This is a genomic window from Bacillus sp. 01N42_2, from assembly GCF_056399565.1.
Genome location: NZ_JBFTRO010000003.1, coordinates 459,019 through 475,869, shown reverse-complemented (window position 1 = coordinate 475,869; position 16,851 = coordinate 459,019). Strand labels below are relative to the sequence as shown.

The following is a 16,851-nucleotide window of genomic DNA, read 5'->3' as shown; positions in this document are numbered from 1 at the left end:
GCTTTTTTACTTGAGTAAGGAGAAGATATGAAACGTTTTGATTATCTGACACCCGTTGGATTTATGTTAGGATGTATTATTGTCGCAATCGGAATTCTCTCAGGAACGGGACTTGCGGGAATCAGTTCATTTTTAGATCTGACTTCTTTTTTAATCGTCACAGGCGGCCTTGCCGCGGCGGTCTTTATCAGCTTTCCGCCTCGGGATTTAAAGAAAACCCCTTCTGTTTTAAAACAGGTATTTTCCCGTCAGGATGACAATGTAAAGGACCTTGTCAGAGTATTCGTCAGCCTTGCGGAGCAGGCGCGAAGACAGGGGCTTCTGTCTCTGGAGGACCGGGCGCGCGAGATCAAGGATCCGTTTTTGAAAAAAGGGCTTTTGCTTGCGATTGACGGCTGGGATGAAGAAACGATCCGGCTGGTGATGGATTCTGAGATTGCCGCGATGGAAGAACGACACAGAAAAGGAAGGCGCGTTTTTGAAAAAGCTGGTGATTTCGCGCCCGCCTGGGGAATGATCGGGACGCTTGTCGGACTGGTGCTCATGCTTAAAAATTTAAATGACCCGCATACCCTCGGGCCGAACATGGCTGTTGCGCTATTGACGACGCTGTACGGCGCGCTGCTTGCCAATCTCGTGTTTATCCCTATCGCGGCAAAGCTTGAAGAAAAAACGGAAAGTGAAATTTTCATCAAACAGGTTATGATCGAAGGGGTTGTCGGCATCCAATCGGGAAAAAATCCCCGCAACCTCGAAAGTCAGCTTGTCGTTTTCAGCTCAAGAGAAGACTGGCGTAAAGGGCAGCCTGCGAACAAGAAAAAGGGCGCTGTCCATGAAGCTTAGAAAAGAGCGTTTTGAAAGAAGAAACAAACCGGAAAATTCCGGCGGTTCACCAAGATGGATGGTGACGTTCGCTGACTTGATCACGCTTATTCTCGTGTTCTTTATATTGCTTTTTTCGATGTCGCAAATAGACGCAGAAAAATTTCAATCAGCCGTTTCATCGATTCATACAGACGGCAGCGGGGGTGAACCGGCGCCATCAGACAAAGCAAACGAAAATAAAGAACAGGATTTGCTGCTGCAGAACGTGAAAACATACATAAAATCGCACCATTTGAGTTCCAAATTAACGGCAAAGCGCGATGAGCGCGGAGTGGTTCTTGTGCTGCAGGAGGCCGTTCTATTTCAGACAGGAAAAGCGGATGTGCTGAAAAACGCCGAACCAGTCCTGCATCAGATCGCAGTGCTTTTGAAAACAATTCCGAATAACATTCAGGTGGAAGGCCATACGGACAGCCGCCGGATTTCCACCTATCAATTCCCGTCGAACTGGGAGCTGTCGTCTGCAAGAGCGGCGAGTGTGATCCGGTATTTTACCGCGAAAGAAGACTTTTCCGCCAAACGGTTTAGTTCAGTCGGATACGCGGATACGAAACCTGTGAAGGACAACAAAAGCCCCGGTCATATGAATGAAAACCGCCGTGTGGAAATTGTCATAAAAAAAACGACCTCCTCGTAAGGGTCGTTTTTTTATTTTGTTTTATACCGCTGTTCAGACCGGATGGCAAAAAGCGCTTTTTCCACGGTTTGGGCGTTTTTTTCTGATATTTCTTCTTTTCGGGGAATCGGAGGATATAATTGTTCAGGGTCACTCCAAAACGCGGGCAGGGTATAGGGCGAGTGTTTCTGCCATTTATGAATCCACTCCTGCGGTATGCGCTCCCCGGGATCAATCCCTTTCATCTCAAGCCATATACGGCTCCATGCTCTAGGAACCACTCGCCAAATATCGTATCCGCCTCCGCCGACCGCGATCCATCTGCCGCTGCAATGTTGATGGGCTAATGAGTGAGCGAGCCGGGGGATTTCCTGATAAATGGAGATGGTAGTGGACAGGTGTGTCAATGGGTCGTAATAATGGGCGTCCGCTCCGTTCTGGGTCAGGATTACATCCGGCTTAAAAAAAGCCGCGATTTCTGAAGCGGCCGTTTTGTAAGCGTGAAGAAAGGAATCGTCCTCTGTGAAAGCGTCCAGCGGAATGTTAAAAGAATAGCCGTAGCCTTGCCCGCTTCCTTTTTCCAGCACTTGTCCCGTCCCGGGAAATAAATAACGCCCGGTTTCGTGAAATGAAACTGTGCAGACATCTGACCTGTCGTAAAACGTAAATTGAACGCCGTCGCCGTGATGAGCGTCGGTATCAATGTATAACACTTTTGCCCCGTAGTTTTTCTGAATGTATTGGATGGCCACGGCGCTGTCATTATAAATACAAAAGCCCGATGCCCTGCCGCGGAAGCCGTGGTGAAGGCCCCCTCCTAAATTGCAGGCATGCCTCGCCTGTCCCGTCATGACATAATCTGCCGCTGTTAAAGTGCCGCCCACCAGAAGCGACGCGGCTTCATGCATGCCGGCAAAAACGGGGGTGTCTTCCGTTCCGAGCCCGTAGCTTTCTCCTTCTGCGGCAGGGAGCCGGCCCGCCCCCGCTAGTTCAACCGCCTGTATGTAATCCTCTGTATGAACGAGTGCCAGCTCTTCTTTAGAAGCCATGCGCGGAGCGGCGATATCTCCCTCTTCAAACGCGTCCGCCGCCTGAAGCAGCTCGTATGTCAAAAGCACGCGCTGCTGATTGAACGGGTGATCCTGGTGAAATTGATACGTCTGATAAGAAGGCGAGTAAACAAAAACGCTGTCTCTCATGACTGATCCCTCAATTGTTTCGGCCACAAGACATTATACCCGGCTTCATGAACGCTGCGGATAAAAGGGAGCGGATTCATCGTCTTCACCCGGAAGACGAGTATATTTGCCCCGGCGGAATCATGGGGGTAAACGAGCACGCTCAAGATTTGCAGCTGAAGATCGCGGCACATGCAGCTGAGATCAGCAAGGCTTTTGGTCATATCCGTCACCAAAATTTCCACCTGTGATCCCGGCTGGGCTGCGCCTGTCAGGCTGACAAAGGTCCGGAGTACATCGGTTTTGGTTAAAATGCCCGTCAGCTTATGATTTACCGTAATCGGCAGACATCCGATGCCATGCTCATAGAAAGAAGCCGATATTTCCTCTACGAAATCAAGCGGATGGGCGCAGATGACATTCCGTTTCATAATGGTTTCCACTTTGTTTGTCAGAAACACGACGCGGTCTTCTTGTTTAAAGCTGCCCGGGCCTGCCTGTTTAATGTCTCTGTCTGTGACGATGCCGCTAACGTGCAGTTCTTCGTCGATGACAGGGAGATGGCGGATATGATATGCCTTCATTTTATGTACGGCTGTTTCTATGGAGTCGTTTTTTGTGACGGTGATGACGTCCCGTTTCATGATTTGTTCTGCAATCATCTTTTTATCCCCTTTGTATGTCAGTCAATACATAAATCGCTGATAAAAACGAAGTCTGTCGAACTGTTCAATTGACTCCTGACTGACGTGCCTGCCGATGCGGGCCATCAGACAATTGGCCGGATGAGAGCTGATTTCCGGTTCATCCGTTGCAAACCAGACAAGACCTCCGGCATTCATCATCTTTTCCATGATCTTTCTGTACTCCCACACGTCTTTTTTCATCCCTTTTAAATCCCAATGCCAGTAATATTCTGTCGTCATGATGATGTACCGTTCCATCTGTTCATCCATCATGCTGACAGTCAGCAAAGTTTTTCCGACAGAACAGCCTCTGTAGCCGGGAGCGACCTCGATCGCCCCGAGTTCAAGGAGATCTTCCATATTTCCGTCAGACCACCGTTCAAGCGGATCAGGATATAAATACGTCACATAGCCGATAATCGTCTCTCCGTCCCTGGCGATGATGATCCGCCCTTCGGGAAGCCCGGCTATTTCGACTAACGCTTTGTGCTGTTCATGAGGAAGGCGAAAGGCTGTCAGGCCTTCATGAAACTCATACTGTGCTAAGTTCTCTGGAGGAACGGGCCCTTCTACCAAAAGAGGGCCGGCTGCTGTCTGAATAGATGAAGAATGGTACGTTTTATGATGTTTCACTGATTCACCGCCTGTCGGTTCTTAATAAAAACACATCTCCTTTAAGCATAACAAAATATAAAGCGTTTTCAATAGTACGGTAATTTATATTTTAAAAATTGAGAAAACTGTGAACATCTACTATAATTAGTCTATAGATAAGCAAAGGGGGATGTTGCATGAATTTGAAAACGTTGCCAGCGGAAAAGGGGAATTATCATCTGCAAAATTATGAGGAAACATACCGCAGCTTCGATTGGAAAGAAGTCGAGACGGAGTTTTCCTGGCATCAGACCGGAAAGCTGAATGCCGCGTACGAAGCGATTGACCGTCATGCCGAATCATTTCGCAAAAACAAAGTAGCGCTGTATTACAAGGACGCAAACCGGGAAGAAAAATACACGTTTAAAGAAATGATGGAGGAATCGAATCGGGCGGGAAATGTGCTGAGACGGTATGGAAACGTTGAAAAAGGGGACCGCGTTTTCATTTTCATGCCGCGTTCGCCGGAGCTTTATTTTATCATGCTCGGCGCAATTAAAATCGGTGCGATTGCCGGCCCTTTATTTGAAGCATTTATGGAAGGCGCCGTGAAAGACCGCCTGTTGAACAGTCAGGCCAAGGTTGTCGTGACAACACCTGAACTGGCTGAACGGATTCCGGCGGACAGCCTGCCCGACCTGAAGCATATCTTCATTGTCGGCGGCAGCAAAGAAGCCGGAGATAAAATCATTCATTATGATAAAGCGGCTGAAGGAGAAAGCACGAGACTTGATATTGAATGGATGGACAGAAGAGACGGCTACCTGCTTCACTATACATCAGGGTCAACAGGAACGCCTAAAGGCGTGCTTCACGTTCATGAAGCCATGATTCAGCAATACCAGACCGGCAAGTGGGTGCTTGATCTTAAAGAGGACGATATATATTGGTGCACGGCGGACCCGGGCTGGGTGACCGGGACGGTGTACGGGATTTTTGCGCCGTGGCTGAACGGAGCGGCGAATGTGATCGTCGGCGGCAGATTCAGTCCGGAAAATTGGTACGGCACGATTGAAAAGCTCGGTGTAAGCGTATGGTACAGCGCTCCGACGGCTTTCAGAATGCTTATGGGCGCCGGAGATGAAATGGCGTCCAAATTTGATCTGACTTCACTTCGTCACATCCTGAGTGTCGGAGAACCTTTAAACCCGGAGGTCATTAAGTGGGGACATAAAGTATTCGGCAAGCGCATTCACGATACGTGGTGGATGACGGAAACAGGCGGGCAGCTTATCTGCAATTATCCGTGCATGGAGATCAAGCCGGGTTCAATGGGGAAACCCATTCCGGGAGTGGAAGCGGCGATCGTTGATAACCAAGGGAATGAGCTTCCGCCGTACCGAATGGGGAACCTCGCCATTAAAAAGGGCTGGCCGTCCATGATGGATTCCATTTGGAATAACAAAGAAAAATATGAATCTTATTTCATGCCGGGCGGCTGGTATGTTTCCGGAGATTCAGCTTATATGGATGAAGACGGTTATTTTTGGTTCCAAGGCAGAGTCGATGACGTCATTATGACATCCGGCGAGCGCGTCGGCCCGTTTGAAGTCGAAAGCAAACTTGTTGAACATCCGGCGATTGCTGAAGCCGGTGTCATCGGAAAGCCGGATCCTGTCCGGGGAGAAATTATTAAAGCATTTATCGCGCTCAGAGAAGGGCATGAGCCATCCGATCAGCTGAAGGAGGATATTCGTCTTTTTGTAAAACAAGGGCTGGCCGCCCATGCCGCACCGCGGGAAATTGAATTCAAAGATAAACTTCCGAAAACACGGAGCGGAAAAATCATGAGACGTGTGCTGAAGGCGTGGGAGCTGAACCTGCCGGCAGGCGACCTGTCCACAATGGAAGATTAAAGAGACGGCGTTGACATCACATCTTATTTATGTTAAAAATGAGTAAGCTTCATACGAAAAGGTTTTGATTGAGACAAGTAGGATATCTGATTGTTCCAGAGAGCTGATGGCCGGTGAAAATCAGCACATAAGATATGCCGAATACACTCATGAACCGCTTTTGCGAACAAAGCCCTTCCAAGGCTTTCAGTAGTGGAAGAACGGACACGGTCCGTTATCAAAAAGAGTGATAAAAGCTTTTTTATGCTTTTATTAGTAGGGTGGTACCGCGATTATATCGTCCCTTCGTTTTAAACGAAGGGGCGTTTTTTATTTCCATAAAAAAAGGAGCAGACAAAATGACTAACTTATTAGAAGATTTATCCTTCCGCGGCTTAATCCAGCAAATGACGGATGAAGAAGGACTGAATAAACAGCTGAACGAAGAAAAAATCCGTTTATACTCAGGTTTCGACCCGACGGCGGACAGCCTGCACATCGGACACCTTCTGCCGATATTGACACTGCGCCGTTTCCAGCTTGCAGGCCACCATCCGATTGCGCTTGTAGGCGGAGCGACGGGGCTGATCGGCGATCCGAGCGGAAAAAAAGCGGAGCGCACGTTAAATACTCAGGATATCGTTGTCGAATGGTCGCAAAAAATTAAAAATCAGCTTTCTCAATTTTTAGATTTCGATGCAGGAGAAAACCCAGCCGTCATAGCGAACAACTTTGACTGGATCGGAAAAATGAGCATCATTGATTTTCTCCGCGACGTCGGAAAGAACTTCGGAATCAACTACATGCTTGCGAAAGATACTGTAAGCTCAAGAATTGAAACCGGAATTTCTTACACGGAATTCAGCTACATGATCCTGCAATCCTACGATTTTCTGAATCTGTACAGAGAAAAGAACTGCAAACTCCAAATCGGAGGCAGTGACCAGTGGGGCAACATCACGGCAGGTCTTGAACTGATCAGAAAATCGGAAGAAGAGGGGGCGAAAGCGTTCGGCCTTACCATTCCGCTCGTCACAAAAGCTGACGGCACGAAATTCGGCAAAACAGAAGGCGGCGCGATTTGGCTTGATAAAGAAAAGACATCGCCGTATGAATTCTACCAATTCTGGATCAATACAGATGACCGTGACGTCGTCAAATATTTAAAATACTTTACTTTCTTATCAAAAGAGGAAATTGAAGCTTATGCTGAAAAAGCGGAGACGGCTCCAGAGAAAAGGGAAGCGCAGAAACGCCTTGCTGAAGAAGTGACTGTACTTGTACACGGCCGTGAAGCGTTTGAGCAGGCCGTTCATATTTCTCAGGCGCTGTTCAGCGGCAATATTAAAGAGCTTTCCGCTCAAGACGTCAAGGTAGGTTTTAAAGACGTGCCTTCACTTGAAAAAGACCGCTCTGAAGAACTGTCTTTAGTAGACGTGCTTGTGGAATCTAAGTTGTCGCCTTCAAAACGGCAGGCCCGCGAAGACATTCAAAACGGGGCTGTTTACATTAACGGAGAGCGCCAGACGGATATCGGTCATCTGCTGACGGCGGAAGACCGCATCGAAGATCAATTTACCGTACTGCGCCGCGGAAAGAAAAAATACTTCCTGATCACATACTGAAAATAAAGAGCAGTCCGGCCGCTCAATGCGGCAGGCTGCTTTTTTATGTTTTGCGAATACTGCACCGGGAAATGAGTACAGTACGTAGTATAAGCAAAACAGGGAAGGGGCGCTGCGCCATGAATTTCATGTTTACCATTGCGAAAGAAAGATTGCAGCGGGATCATTGGGAACAGCAGCAAAGCATGAACGCCGAAGTCAAAGCCGAAGAACCTGAGGCGGAAGAAGAAAATCCGACCTCATAAAACAAAAGCCTCCATTCCCAAGGGATGGAGGCTTTTGTTTGTCACCATATCAGTCTGACGGCGGCCATCAGTACAACGCCTGTAATAACCGTGATGGATAAGCTTTTCGTCCGCATTGCGCAAAGCAATGTCGGGATGAGGACGATCATTGCTTTCCAATCAAAGGTCAAAGTGCTGTTTGTTTTTACGATCATGCTTTCCGTTACCAAGGCGGTCAAAATACAAAGCGGAATAAAGGAGAGCCACTTTAAAGCCAATTCCGGCATCTGAATGTTCCGGACAAATATAAAAGGAACAATGCGCGGCACAAGCGTAACAATCATGCAGCCGAGTATAATCCAGATCATTTGCGTGCTGATGCTCATTTGTCCGTCACCACCCCGATTGTTGCCACAATTACGGTTGAGACGATGACCGCGATGTGTGACGGGACGAAATACGATAACAAGATCATAAAAATGATCATATAGAGAATAAGGGAGAGGCTGTGTTTCAGCTTTTCCGATGCGGACGACTGCAATTGCAGCACTAAAAGCGCCGCAAACATAGCGGGCAAAGCAAAGTCCAGACCGAGGGCGTAAGGATCAGATATCCATTGTCCGAGAAGCCCGCCCATCACACAAGAAATAACCCAGCACGCATAGGCGGTTATATTGAGGCCATTCATCCACTTATCGTACAGCCTGCCGTTCTGAACCGCCTTGTTCACTGCTACCCCGAAAGATTCGTCAGTAAGCAAAGCACCGAAGCCGATATTCTTCACCAAAGAGTATTTTGTGAAATAAGGCGCGATGGTCAGGCTCAGGAGCAGGTGCCGCAGATTGACGATGAACGTCGTTAAAATAATGGCAGAAATCGGACTCCCGGAAACAAGGAGTGAGCAAATAATAAATTGGGCGGCGCCGGCATAGACCAACAAGGATAACAAACAAATTTCAAGAATACTGAGGTGTGAGGCAACGCCAACAATGCCAAAAGCAAAACCGACACTCATATAGCCCAGCAGTGTAGGCACACAATCACGCACCCCCTGTAAAAACGTATCGTTCATTTCCCGGGAAACGGCTGTTTTTTGCACTTCTGTCTGAATCATTTTTATACTCCTTCCTTAGAGATTATAATGATAACGACTAATGAAAAAATCAAAGAAAATACGGTTCACATTTAAATGAACCGATTTCCGGTGACGACATGAAATAAAGAATGGTTTTGTTTCATCAGACCTTCAACTTTTTCAGCTCCGACTTCTTTCACAAGCTCCGCAAACATCAGGTCATGCCTCATATATTCCATGGCCACGAGAACGAGAGCGGGATCTTCTGTTTTAATGGCCCAGGCATTCGTCTGCGGGGAAAAATTGGCGATTAAGACTTCTTTATTATCCCGTGCTGCTATCGTTAATCTTCCGCCCATGCGTTTTTCTGCCACTTCAGGAGACATATTATGATGTGTCGTATTTCCGAGCTTCACTTCCGGAGGGCCGAACACAATCGAAAAGACGGGTAATTTTTCGGCGGCGCGTTTGTTAACGGCCTCTTGAATAAAGGGAATCTGCTGTTCCCAGACAGACAGCCACAACTCTTCCTCGGCTTTTTCAATCATATCCTTCAATTCATTGATGACATGATCATTTGAGCTGATGCGGCGGATGACATTCATCTCCTGCTCGCTTTCAAGCGCTAATAATTTCTCTTCAAGATAGCCGAAGGAGCTCTCGAAGTCATGCCGCAGCCGGTCGATTAATTCCTTTCCGGCCAGCGGGGCATATGTAACCGGATCAGACGGCACAATATGGACAGCGCCTTTATCAACTAATTTCCCCAATACTTCATAGATCATTGAGCGGGGGACGCCTGACCTTTTACTGATTTCATATCCGGTAACAGGCGAGTGTTTCAACAAGCCGATATATGCTTTGCATTCGTATTGAGAAAATCCGAATTTCTGCAGTTCTTTCAGAACATCCTCCATAAACATCCTCCATAGTGGTTATTCATGAAACTACTATAATGTAAGCGGTTGTATGTTGTCAATGGGACTTGAGTGCTGAAAGAACAATTCGCCCGTGTTGTCGCTTTCCAACTTATTTTGGGGCGAGTTACTTGTATGGCTCTTGTGAAAAACGTTGCTGTAGACCCACACGGATGCCGTTTGATACGATAAATCCAAGAAAGTCAAAAAGAGGAGGATCATGGTGGAAAACACCTCTAAAATCGCTTTTTTATCAGTGATAAGCAATTCTCTGGTCGTCATGCTCAAAATAGCGGTAGGCATGGTAACCGGGTCTGTCGCAATACTTTCCGAAGCCATTCATTCTTTTTTAGATCTGATCGCCGCCTTCATCGCGTTTATTTCCGTCAGGATTTCAAAAAAGCCGGCTGATACAGGGCATCCGTACGGCCATGGGAAGGTCGAGAATCTGTCCGGAACGATCGAAACAATGCTGATTTTTGCGGCGGGGATTTGGATGATATATGAATGCGTTCAAAAACTGGTAAACCCGGAGCCTGTTCATCTGCCGGTATTGGGAATCGTTGTGATGCTTGCGGGAGCTCTTATTAATTTGATCGTCTCGAAATTAGTAAAAAGAGAAGCTGTAAAGGTTAATTCCGTGGCAATGAAATCAAATGCCCTGCACTTACTGACTGACGTGTACACATCATTAGGCGTAGCGGCAAGCCTTTTGGTCGTTACATTAACGAAGTGGTACATACTTGATCCGATTATAGGTATGGTGCTGGCGGTGTATATCATATATGAAGCGTTTAAATTAATGAAAGAAGCATTTCCGCCGCTGATTGACACCCGTTTGTCAGAGGAGGAAGAAAAAACAATTTTAGAGATTATCGAAACATTCCATCACGAATTTATTGAAATTCACGATTTTCGCACAAGGCGGTCCGGCCCGCAGGAGTATATTGATTTTCACATGGTCGTGGCGTCTCACGTGACGATTAAAGACGTGCACGACTTGTGTGACCGCATTGAAAGGGATATTACGGATGAATTTAAACAAGCACAAGTGATGATTCATCCCGAGCCGGAGAGTGAAAGGAAGAAATAAATCTGTTCTTGTATTTTGCGTTTTAACAGAGAGGCCCGTTTACACGGGTCTTTTTGTTATGTAAATGACTATTTCTATCACGGATTGAGAGAGAAGCTTATACAAGAGAGACTTTCATTTCATACGTTATGGTGTAAAGAAAAAGGGAGGTGAATACGATTGAACGCTATTTCTGTTAAAGAAATTGAACATGGAGTCGCCGTTGCTCATAGAGAAGGGTTAGGGGAGTATTTGCACCAAGAACCGGTTTCCAGAAAAAGCAAGCGCCGTTCACGCAGCCAAAAACGGACGCACCGGACACACCGTTCGCGCAGTAAAAAACGGACGCACCGGACACACCGTTCACGCAGCAAAAAACGGACGCATCGGACACATCGTTCACGCAGCAAAAAACGGACGCACCGGACACATCGTTCACGCAGCAAAAAACGGACACACCGGACACATCGTTCACGCAGCAAAAAACGGACGCACCGGACACATCGTTCACGCAGCAAAAAACGGACACATCGCACAAGACGGTCCCATCAGAAACGCCGCTCTTCCCGCAAACGCTGTTTTAAATGCTGACTGTAGAAACGATGATATATGATCTGCTATAATGGGAATAAAGGGACTGGATAAAAACTCCAGTATCACCTGCGGACACTGAACTGACAACATGACGCTGTTTGTTCGTGTCCGTTTTTGATTTTTGAACAACATGCCGAAGGATAAAACAGGAAGGGATGACGCCGAATGAAGCTGAATGAGGAAATGTATCAAGACTCTGAAGGAGAAACAATCTATTCGCAGGATATCAGCAGCAAGCTTTTGCATATTACGGACAGCGGGCATATCAGCGTTGACTTCATCAGCATAAGCAGGCTGCGGAAGGCTTCGAAAATCGCGATCTTAGGTGACAGCGTCGCCCGGGGGCTGCGTGCGAAATACAGCTTTGGTGACATTCTGAAAGACCGGACAAACGCCGAAATCACCAATCTGTCTGTCAGCGGCGTCAATATGAGTAACAACGGAAACGATAACATTTATCAGCAATCGCTTAAAACGTCGGGACAAGATGTCATTATCGTGCAGGGAACAGATGATGATTGGTGCGGCCACATCCCCATCGGCACAGATGAAAAAGATATCACTTCATTTTACGGAGGTTTCTGCCAAGTCATTCAGCAGCTCCGCAGCAGAAATAAAGGCGCGAGCATCATTGCAGTGACCCCGACGAAACAAGCGAAAATGTCAAACGGAAAAATCGTCCGACGTGATACTGATAAAAATAAACTGGGTTTGAAGCTGGCTGACTATGTGAAAGCCCAGAAAGAAGCCTGCACCCTGCTTTCTGTACCGTATGCCGACCTATTTGATACGGATCTCATCGACCCGTATAATCCCGCTTTCCGTAAAATGTGCATGTCAGAAGGCCTTCATCCGAACGAGACAGGGCATCAAATTATCTTTCAGGAAATCTGCCGAAATTTTTATTATTATTACGGATGAAACAGCACTGAAAGGTTATTTTCGGCTTTTCTCTTCTAAAAGCTCAATCATTCTTTGAGTTGCACGCCGTTGCGCTCTTAAAAGCGAGACGATATTTCCGGTAAAACCGATTAAAATGATAAGCAGAAAAATGATTATCCACATAAGCGAACCTCCCGTCGAGTGTTGAAAAACCCACTCTTTATTTTACTTATTATGGATGAGGGAGAGAATAGGTCTAACTATTGGTGTTTCTTTATAAATCCATAAAAAAATGCACAGACTGAACTGGTCTGTGCATTTTTATTCGCTTATTTCAGCAGATTCAATGATTCGCGATTAAAGGCTTCCAAATCGTCAGGTGTTCTGCTTGTTACAATGTTATGGCTGACAACGACTTCTTCATCTTTATAATTTGCGCCGGCATTGATTAAGTCTTTGCGGATGCTGCGGTATCCCGTGATATCTTTTCCTTTCAGAAGGTCGGTATCAATCAGCAGCTGCGGGCCGTGGCAGATCGCAAAAACGGGTTTCTGATTTTCCACGAATGCTTTAGTAAATTCACCCGGGCGGTCATCTCCGCGAAGCAGATCCGGTGAAAAGCCTCCAGGAATTAATAACGCATCGAATTCAACGGCGTCTGCGTCTGAGATCGCTTGATCAATCTTTACTTTTTCACCGTGCTTGCCGGTCACTTCTTTTCCTGCTTCCAAATCTATGGTCACCACACTGTGGCCTGCTTTTTTAAATGCTTCTGCCGGGCTTGTATATTCAATATCCTCGAATTGGTCTGTTATCAGAACTGCGATTTTTTTGCTCATCATCATGCCTCCTGTGTAGTTTGTATATGACAAGGATATCAGGCAAATCGCTCTCTCTCAACGTATTTGCTTGAAGATAAGCATAAAAAAGACCCCTCTGAAAAAGAGGAGCCAAAAGGTACGGAGGTCTGCTGAAACTTGCGTGTTTAACCTGAGATAAGGCAAGAAATCGAACCAATTACTTTTTGTGTCTTTTTTTATGCTTTTTACATCCGCATTTCCCGGGATCGCCCGGATCAATAACCTCATGAATTGTTTCTTCCTGATATACGTAAACCACTTCTTTGTCAGTATACGTGTCAGTCACAATATACTTAGGGTCACAGTAATATACTTTCGATTTTTTACCCATTCATCTCACCTCCCGTACTTTATTAAATGCTGACAACGGACAAGTACACCACGGCAAGTCCACATTTTGAAGTTTGCCATAAGGGGCGGATAGTATCTGTATGGTTTTTCCTGAATTCGCTTCAAATTGGGATGGTTAACGCTTTTTAATCAGGGAAATTTATAAAAAAGAATTCAACATAATTCTTTTCTCAGTTCAACGAGATGCTGACATCTTTGGAGGGATTTCTGAATGCTCGATGAAAAAACAATTGAAATCGTTAAAAGCACAGTGCCGGTCTTAAAAGAGCATGGTGAAGAAATCACAGGACGATTTTATGACCTGCTGTTTCAGCATCACCCTGAGCTGCTGAATGTCTTTAATCAGACGAATCAAAAGAAAAAAACCCAGCGTACAGCTTTGTCGAATGCTGTGATCGCGGCCGCCGCCAATATTGACCGCTTGGAAAACATCGTTCCCGTCGTGAAACAAATCAGCCAAAAACACCGGAGTATCGGAGTTAAGCCCGAGCATTACCCAATCGTTGGCAAGTACTTGTTAATCGCGATAAAGGATGTGTTAAAAGACGGAGCTTCTCCTGAGGTCATTCAGGCATGGGAAAAAGCATACGGCGTCATTGCAGACGCATTTATCGGTATTGAGAAGGAGATGTATGAACAAGCGGAAACACAAAAAGGCGGCTGGAAAGACTATAAGGCGTTTAAAATTGATAAAAAAGTAAAAGAAAGCAAAGAGATCATGTCTTTTTATTTAAAACCGGAAGACGGACAAGTTCTCCCCGAATTCAAAGCGGGACAATATATCAGTGTAAAAGTATACATTCCGGATACGGGTTATACACATATCCGCCAGTACAGCTTATCCGATGTGTCCGGTAAGGATTATTACCGGATTTCTGTTAAAAAAGAAGGGGTTGTTTCCTCTTATCTGCATGACCAATTACATGAAAAAGATTCAATTGAGATCAGCGCTCCGGCCGGTGACTTCGTATTAGACCCTGATTCCAAAAAGAATCTCGTTCTCATCAGTGCTGGTGTCGGAATCACGCCGATGATCAGCATGTTAAAGACGGTTGCCAAAGCCCAGCCGCAGCGAAACGTTCTCTTTATCCATGCGGCAAGGAGCGGCGAGTATCATGCGCTGCGGCATGAAGCTGAAGAAGCCGCGGAACACTCATCTGTTGACACCGTCTTTATTTACAGTGAGCCGTCCGAACAAGACCGTTCAGAAAACATTCGTTTTCGGGAAGGCCGGATTGACAAACAGCTGTTAGAAGAAGTGATGACAGATAAAGATGCTGATTTTTACCTGTGCGGATCACCGTCGTTCATTAAAGAAATGAAAAAGCTGATTTCTGAATTCAATACACCGCCGGAATCGATTCACTATGAATTATTCGAACCGCAGCTGAGTATGGTGTGATGAAAGAAGGGAATACGATGATTTTAATGTATGAAGCACCCGGATCGGGTGCTTTTTTTATTCTGTGAATCATCGGGAACTTCTTAAGTTCGGTTTAGAAATTTAAAATGATTTTATAGTCACCATTACTGGCTTTATTTCAAGTGCAGTTTATTGTGATAGTGTGTTAACATGATTTTTATATTTTTGATAATATATGGGTGGTTAAAAATAACACCTTGAATGAGGCAGATGGGGGAAAACAAAATGACTACTGAGAAAATTATTATTTTTGACATTATGATGTACATCGTTTTCGGTGTGGTAAGTGTTTACTTAATTTCGCAAACTAATTTTGGACCTGATGCGTTGATTTGTATTATTGTAGTTTATCTTGCTGTTATCGGGTACAAAGTCAAACAGTTAGTCAGTCGGGATGATTCTTAGGTTGCGTTAAGGGGATTACGAAAAGTGAAAAGGAAAATTGGTCAGGGTTAAACAATTAAATAGCAAGCATAGTTGGCGAAAAGCCGATAGTTATCGAAGCAAGAAACGATTTATATGAAAGTAGCACTTATAGCGGAAAATATAGAAAGGTTTTTCTCCATAACAGAGAATTTTTAGGGAAGGATATTAAAGTAGGTAAATCATATTCAAAGTCGTATTATCCTAAAAAGACAAAGTTTTTTATGTCCCAACATACTTCGGTAGCCGGTTGGAAAGGTTCACTTCCTGATACTTCCACTGGAACGTCGGCTCCTGCTCTTGCGAATAAAATAGCAATGCTGTATCCGGAGATAATAAATACTCACAGCAAAAAAACAATGCCTTTACCGGCTAAAGCAAATTTCCCGGTTGTACCTGTCGATAAAAGAACTAAATGGGATAGCAGAACGGATCGAGGTAACTATATAAAGAAGTATATCGACACATACGGTGGTCCAAAGTGGAATTGGAGTTCATTCGATATTCTCCATGTGCTTCCGCTAAAGTAAGGGGGAAAGAATAACTTTAATAATTTGTATCCTCTCCCTCGTGATATGCACCAAAACCTATTAAATCCTTGGTGGGATAAATATTAATAAGTAAGAGGTGGCTCAATGGCAGTTTTTGTTGAAAAAACGCTCCAAGGTCTAAAAGAATTAATTGATGAAAAAGGCCGCTTGAAAATTTTAGGGAATGAAGGAACGCTTTTAGAAACAGAATGTACTTTCTCTAAAGGCGCAACAGATCTGGAGATTGAGAGTTTTGAGAAGAAAATAAAAGTCTCACTTCCTGAAGATTATAAAACCTTTTTAAAATTGCATAACGGAGCCAGAATATTTGATTTGTTGATTTACGGTGAGAATGTGGGTGGGGGTTTGCATATTCTTAATTTAGAAGAGATTGAAAAGTATATGCAAAATGGTTTTTTAGAGCCTCAGTTTATTCCTGTCGCACATCTGTTAGACGGATGTTATTTGTTAATTGACAAAACCAAAATTTCCACAGATCCAAACTATTTATGGTTCCACGGATTTGTCGAGTATGAACCCATGCAACTTAATTTTGAGATATTTTTAGATAGGTATATCTTGTCTCAAGGAGCAAATTTTTGGGAGTGGAATATTTACACTGCTGAAAATTATTACAGAACTCACCAGAGTGATGAGCTTTAATCATTCGTATACGACCGATTTAAGCCCATCAGGATAAACAGCCGGAACAATAATGCCTTATAAAAGAAGCATTGAATTTCCTAAACATGCTATTTTAGCCGAGGAGAAAATGAGGCACCTGGAGGGATTATAATTGAAAAAAATGATTCTTTGTGCAGCCCTAATCTTTGTTACGTTAAGTGGTTTAGCTGCAGTTAAGATTAATCAAGAATCATCAGATGTTAAGATAACAGAGCGCCCGGTCGGTACTTTAAAATTAGCAGAGTGGCCAGTTGGCACATAAAAAAGCCCCGGACAGGGGCTTTTTTTAATAAAGAGAGGGGGCATCTGTCCACCATTCTGACAGCCCAAAAGAAAA

Annotated in this window: 20 protein-coding genes and 1 other annotated feature; of the genes, 11 read left to right on the top strand and 9 right to left on the bottom strand. The window is 45.1% G+C overall.

Going from position 1 to position 16,851, the window contains the following annotated elements; translation table 11 throughout:
* Positions 1 to 27: 27 nt before the first annotated feature.
* Positions 28 to 843 carry a flagellar motor protein MotP gene (gene motP, locus AC1DN5_RS09955; RefSeq protein ID WP_045926811.1) on the top strand — a complete coding sequence of 272 codons (816 nt, stop codon included), beginning with the start codon at positions 28 to 30 and terminating at the stop codon, positions 841 to 843.
* Positions 833 to 1,522, top strand: coding sequence for a flagellar motor protein MotS (motS, locus tag AC1DN5_RS09950; RefSeq protein WP_366969075.1), 690 nt, complete (start codon positions 833 to 835; stop codon positions 1,520 to 1,522). Before motP ends, motS begins: the two co-directional genes overlap by 11 nt.
* An 11-nt stretch (positions 1,523 to 1,533) precedes the next feature.
* On the opposite strand, the gene AC1DN5_RS09945 is transcribed toward motS, so the two are convergent.
* From AC1DN5_RS09945 to AC1DN5_RS09935, 3 genes are read right to left on the bottom strand one after another with little or no spacing between them, the layout of a single operon-like run.
* Positions 1,534 to 2,700: an acetoin utilization protein AcuC gene (locus AC1DN5_RS09945; RefSeq protein WP_016938550.1), complete on the bottom strand. Its 1,167-nt coding sequence runs from the start codon at positions 2,698 to 2,700 to the stop codon at positions 1,534 to 1,536.
* Positions 2,697 to 3,341 (bottom strand): acetoin utilization AcuB family protein, encoded by a 645-nt coding sequence (locus AC1DN5_RS09940; RefSeq protein ID WP_342006947.1) that lies wholly within the window; start codon positions 3,339 to 3,341, stop codon positions 2,697 to 2,699. The genes AC1DN5_RS09945 and AC1DN5_RS09940 overlap by 4 nt, the downstream gene beginning before the upstream one ends.
* Before the next feature lie 24 nt (positions 3,342 to 3,365).
* Positions 3,366 to 3,998 carry a GNAT family N-acetyltransferase gene (locus AC1DN5_RS09935; protein ID WP_045926814.1) on the bottom strand — a complete coding sequence of 211 codons (633 nt, stop codon included), beginning with the start codon at positions 3,996 to 3,998 and terminating at the stop codon, positions 3,366 to 3,368.
* Positions 3,999 to 4,156: 158 nt separating this feature from the next.
* On the opposite strand from AC1DN5_RS09935, the gene acsA reads away from it, so the two are divergent.
* The 3 genes from acsA (at position 4,157) to sr7p (ending at position 7,724) form a co-directional block, all read left to right on the top strand.
* Complete coding sequence (gene acsA, locus AC1DN5_RS09930; RefSeq protein WP_342008032.1) at positions 4,157 to 5,875, top strand: acetate--CoA ligase; 1,719 nt, start codon at positions 4,157 to 4,159, stop codon at positions 5,873 to 5,875.
* A 55-nt stretch (positions 5,876 to 5,930) separates the two neighbouring features.
* Positions 5,931 to 6,163: a binding site (T-box leader), on the top strand.
* Positions 6,164 to 6,213: 50 nt separating this feature from the next.
* Positions 6,214 to 7,479, top strand: coding sequence for a tyrosine--tRNA ligase (tyrS, locus tag AC1DN5_RS09925; RefSeq protein ID WP_366969076.1), 1,266 nt, complete (start codon positions 6,214 to 6,216; stop codon positions 7,477 to 7,479).
* Positions 7,480 to 7,598: 119 nt separating this feature from the next.
* A complete protein-coding gene (gene sr7p / locus AC1DN5_RS09920) occupies positions 7,599 to 7,724 on the top strand; it encodes a small protein SR7P (RefSeq protein WP_264819001.1) in 126 nt (41 codons plus the stop codon).
* Positions 7,725 to 7,765: 41 nt separating this feature from the next.
* Here sr7p and AC1DN5_RS09915 read toward each other — a convergent pair whose 3' ends face one another.
* The 3 genes from AC1DN5_RS09915 to AC1DN5_RS09905 form a co-directional block, all read right to left on the bottom strand.
* Positions 7,766 to 8,089 (bottom strand): AzlD domain-containing protein, encoded by a 324-nt coding sequence (locus tag AC1DN5_RS09915; RefSeq protein ID WP_016938556.1) that lies wholly within the window; start codon positions 8,087 to 8,089, stop codon positions 7,766 to 7,768.
* Positions 8,086 to 8,817 carry an AzlC family ABC transporter permease gene (locus AC1DN5_RS09910; protein ID WP_016938557.1) on the bottom strand — a complete coding sequence of 244 codons (732 nt, stop codon included), beginning with the start codon at positions 8,815 to 8,817 and terminating at the stop codon, positions 8,086 to 8,088. The genes AC1DN5_RS09915 and AC1DN5_RS09910 overlap by 4 nt, the downstream gene beginning before the upstream one ends.
* A gap of 71 nt (positions 8,818 to 8,888) precedes the next feature.
* Complete coding sequence (locus AC1DN5_RS09905) at positions 8,889 to 9,695, bottom strand: TrmB family transcriptional regulator (RefSeq protein ID WP_366969077.1); 807 nt, start codon at positions 9,693 to 9,695, stop codon at positions 8,889 to 8,891.
* A 220-nt stretch (positions 9,696 to 9,915) separates the two neighbouring features.
* On the opposite strand from AC1DN5_RS09905, the gene AC1DN5_RS09900 reads away from it, so the two are divergent.
* The 3 genes from AC1DN5_RS09900 to AC1DN5_RS09890 all read left to right on the top strand — a co-directional run bounded on the left by AC1DN5_RS09900 (position 9,916) and on the right by AC1DN5_RS09890 (position 12,282).
* Positions 9,916 to 10,788, top strand: a complete 873-nt coding sequence (locus AC1DN5_RS09900; protein ID WP_045926818.1) for a cation diffusion facilitator family transporter — start codon at positions 9,916 to 9,918, stop codon at positions 10,786 to 10,788.
* A 159-nt stretch (positions 10,789 to 10,947) separates the two neighbouring features.
* A complete protein-coding gene (locus AC1DN5_RS09895) occupies positions 10,948 to 11,358 on the top strand; it encodes a CotG/ExsB N-terminal domain-containing protein (RefSeq protein ID WP_366969078.1) in 411 nt (136 codons plus the stop codon).
* 168 nt (positions 11,359 to 11,526) lie between these two features.
* Positions 11,527 to 12,282 carry an SGNH/GDSL hydrolase family protein gene (locus AC1DN5_RS09890; protein WP_045926819.1) on the top strand — a complete coding sequence of 252 codons (756 nt, stop codon included), beginning with the start codon at positions 11,527 to 11,529 and terminating at the stop codon, positions 12,280 to 12,282.
* A 15-nt stretch (positions 12,283 to 12,297) separates the two neighbouring features.
* Here AC1DN5_RS09890 and AC1DN5_RS09885 read toward each other — a convergent pair whose 3' ends face one another.
* The 3 genes from AC1DN5_RS09885 to AC1DN5_RS09875 all read right to left on the bottom strand — a co-directional run bounded on the left by AC1DN5_RS09885 (position 12,298) and on the right by AC1DN5_RS09875 (position 13,434).
* Positions 12,298 to 12,426: a hypothetical protein gene (locus tag AC1DN5_RS09885; RefSeq protein ID WP_255034232.1), complete on the bottom strand. Its 129-nt coding sequence runs from the start codon at positions 12,424 to 12,426 to the stop codon at positions 12,298 to 12,300.
* Between the two features lie 146 nt (positions 12,427 to 12,572).
* Positions 12,573 to 13,082 (bottom strand): type 1 glutamine amidotransferase domain-containing protein, encoded by a 510-nt coding sequence (locus tag AC1DN5_RS09880; RefSeq protein ID WP_016938563.1) that lies wholly within the window; start codon positions 13,080 to 13,082, stop codon positions 12,573 to 12,575.
* A gap of 178 nt (positions 13,083 to 13,260) precedes the next feature.
* Positions 13,261 to 13,434 carry a hypothetical protein gene (locus AC1DN5_RS09875; protein ID WP_176465401.1) on the bottom strand — a complete coding sequence of 58 codons (174 nt, stop codon included), beginning with the start codon at positions 13,432 to 13,434 and terminating at the stop codon, positions 13,261 to 13,263.
* A 231-nt stretch (positions 13,435 to 13,665) separates the two neighbouring features.
* On the opposite strand from AC1DN5_RS09875, the gene hmpA reads away from it, so the two are divergent.
* The 3 genes from hmpA (at position 13,666) to AC1DN5_RS09860 (ending at position 16,776) form a co-directional block, all read left to right on the top strand.
* Entirely contained in the window at positions 13,666 to 14,856 is a 1,191-nt protein-coding gene (hmpA, locus tag AC1DN5_RS09870) for an NO-inducible flavohemoprotein (protein WP_366969079.1), read from the top strand.
* A 1,079-nt stretch (positions 14,857 to 15,935) separates the two neighbouring features.
* Positions 15,936 to 16,493 (top strand): SMI1/KNR4 family protein, encoded by a 558-nt coding sequence (locus AC1DN5_RS09865; protein ID WP_366969080.1) that lies wholly within the window; start codon positions 15,936 to 15,938, stop codon positions 16,491 to 16,493.
* A gap of 142 nt (positions 16,494 to 16,635) precedes the next feature.
* Complete coding sequence (locus tag AC1DN5_RS09860; protein WP_232904915.1) at positions 16,636 to 16,776, top strand: hypothetical protein; 141 nt, start codon at positions 16,636 to 16,638, stop codon at positions 16,774 to 16,776.
* Positions 16,777 to 16,851: the final 75 nt, after the last annotated feature.

What these genes read in the sequence shown, in the direction of transcription:
- motP (WP_045926811.1), top strand. Translation starts at nt 28, where the DNA reads ATGAAACGTTTTGATTATCTGACACCCGTTGGATTTATGTTAGGATGT.
- motS (WP_366969075.1), top strand. Translation starts at nt 833, where the DNA reads ATGAAGCTTAGAAAAGAGCGTTTTGAAAGAAGAAACAAACCGGAAAAT.
- AC1DN5_RS09945 (WP_016938550.1), bottom strand. Translation starts at nt 2,700, where the DNA reads ATGAGAGACAGCGTTTTTGTTTACTCGCCTTCTTATCAGACGTATCAA.
- AC1DN5_RS09940 (WP_342006947.1), bottom strand. Translation starts at nt 3,341, where the DNA reads ATGATTGCAGAACAAATCATGAAACGGGACGTCATCACCGTCACAAAA.
- acsA (WP_342008032.1), top strand. Translation starts at nt 4,157, where the DNA reads ATGAATTTGAAAACGTTGCCAGCGGAAAAGGGGAATTATCATCTGCAA.
- tyrS (WP_366969076.1), top strand. Translation starts at nt 6,214, where the DNA reads ATGACTAACTTATTAGAAGATTTATCCTTCCGCGGCTTAATCCAGCAA.
- sr7p (WP_264819001.1), top strand. Translation starts at nt 7,599, where the DNA reads ATGAATTTCATGTTTACCATTGCGAAAGAAAGATTGCAGCGGGATCAT.
- AC1DN5_RS09915 (WP_016938556.1), bottom strand. Translation starts at nt 8,089, where the DNA reads ATGAGCATCAGCACGCAAATGATCTGGATTATACTCGGCTGCATGATT.
- AC1DN5_RS09910 (WP_016938557.1), bottom strand. Translation starts at nt 8,817, where the DNA reads ATGATTCAGACAGAAGTGCAAAAAACAGCCGTTTCCCGGGAAATGAAC.
- AC1DN5_RS09905 (WP_366969077.1), bottom strand. Translation starts at nt 9,695, where the DNA reads ATGGAGGATGTTCTGAAAGAACTGCAGAAATTCGGATTTTCTCAATAC.
- AC1DN5_RS09900 (WP_045926818.1), top strand. Translation starts at nt 9,916, where the DNA reads ATGGTGGAAAACACCTCTAAAATCGCTTTTTTATCAGTGATAAGCAAT.
- AC1DN5_RS09890 (WP_045926819.1), top strand. Translation starts at nt 11,527, where the DNA reads ATGAAGCTGAATGAGGAAATGTATCAAGACTCTGAAGGAGAAACAATC.
- AC1DN5_RS09885 (WP_255034232.1), bottom strand. Translation starts at nt 12,426, where the DNA reads ATGTGGATAATCATTTTTCTGCTTATCATTTTAATCGGTTTTACCGGA.
- AC1DN5_RS09880 (WP_016938563.1), bottom strand. Translation starts at nt 13,082, where the DNA reads ATGAGCAAAAAAATCGCAGTTCTGATAACAGACCAATTCGAGGATATT.
- AC1DN5_RS09875 (WP_176465401.1), bottom strand. Translation starts at nt 13,434, where the DNA reads ATGGGTAAAAAATCGAAAGTATATTACTGTGACCCTAAGTATATTGTG.
- hmpA (WP_366969079.1), top strand. Translation starts at nt 13,666, where the DNA reads ATGCTCGATGAAAAAACAATTGAAATCGTTAAAAGCACAGTGCCGGTC.
- AC1DN5_RS09865 (WP_366969080.1), top strand. Translation starts at nt 15,936, where the DNA reads ATGGCAGTTTTTGTTGAAAAAACGCTCCAAGGTCTAAAAGAATTAATT.
- AC1DN5_RS09860 (WP_232904915.1), top strand. Translation starts at nt 16,636, where the DNA reads ATGATTCTTTGTGCAGCCCTAATCTTTGTTACGTTAAGTGGTTTAGCT.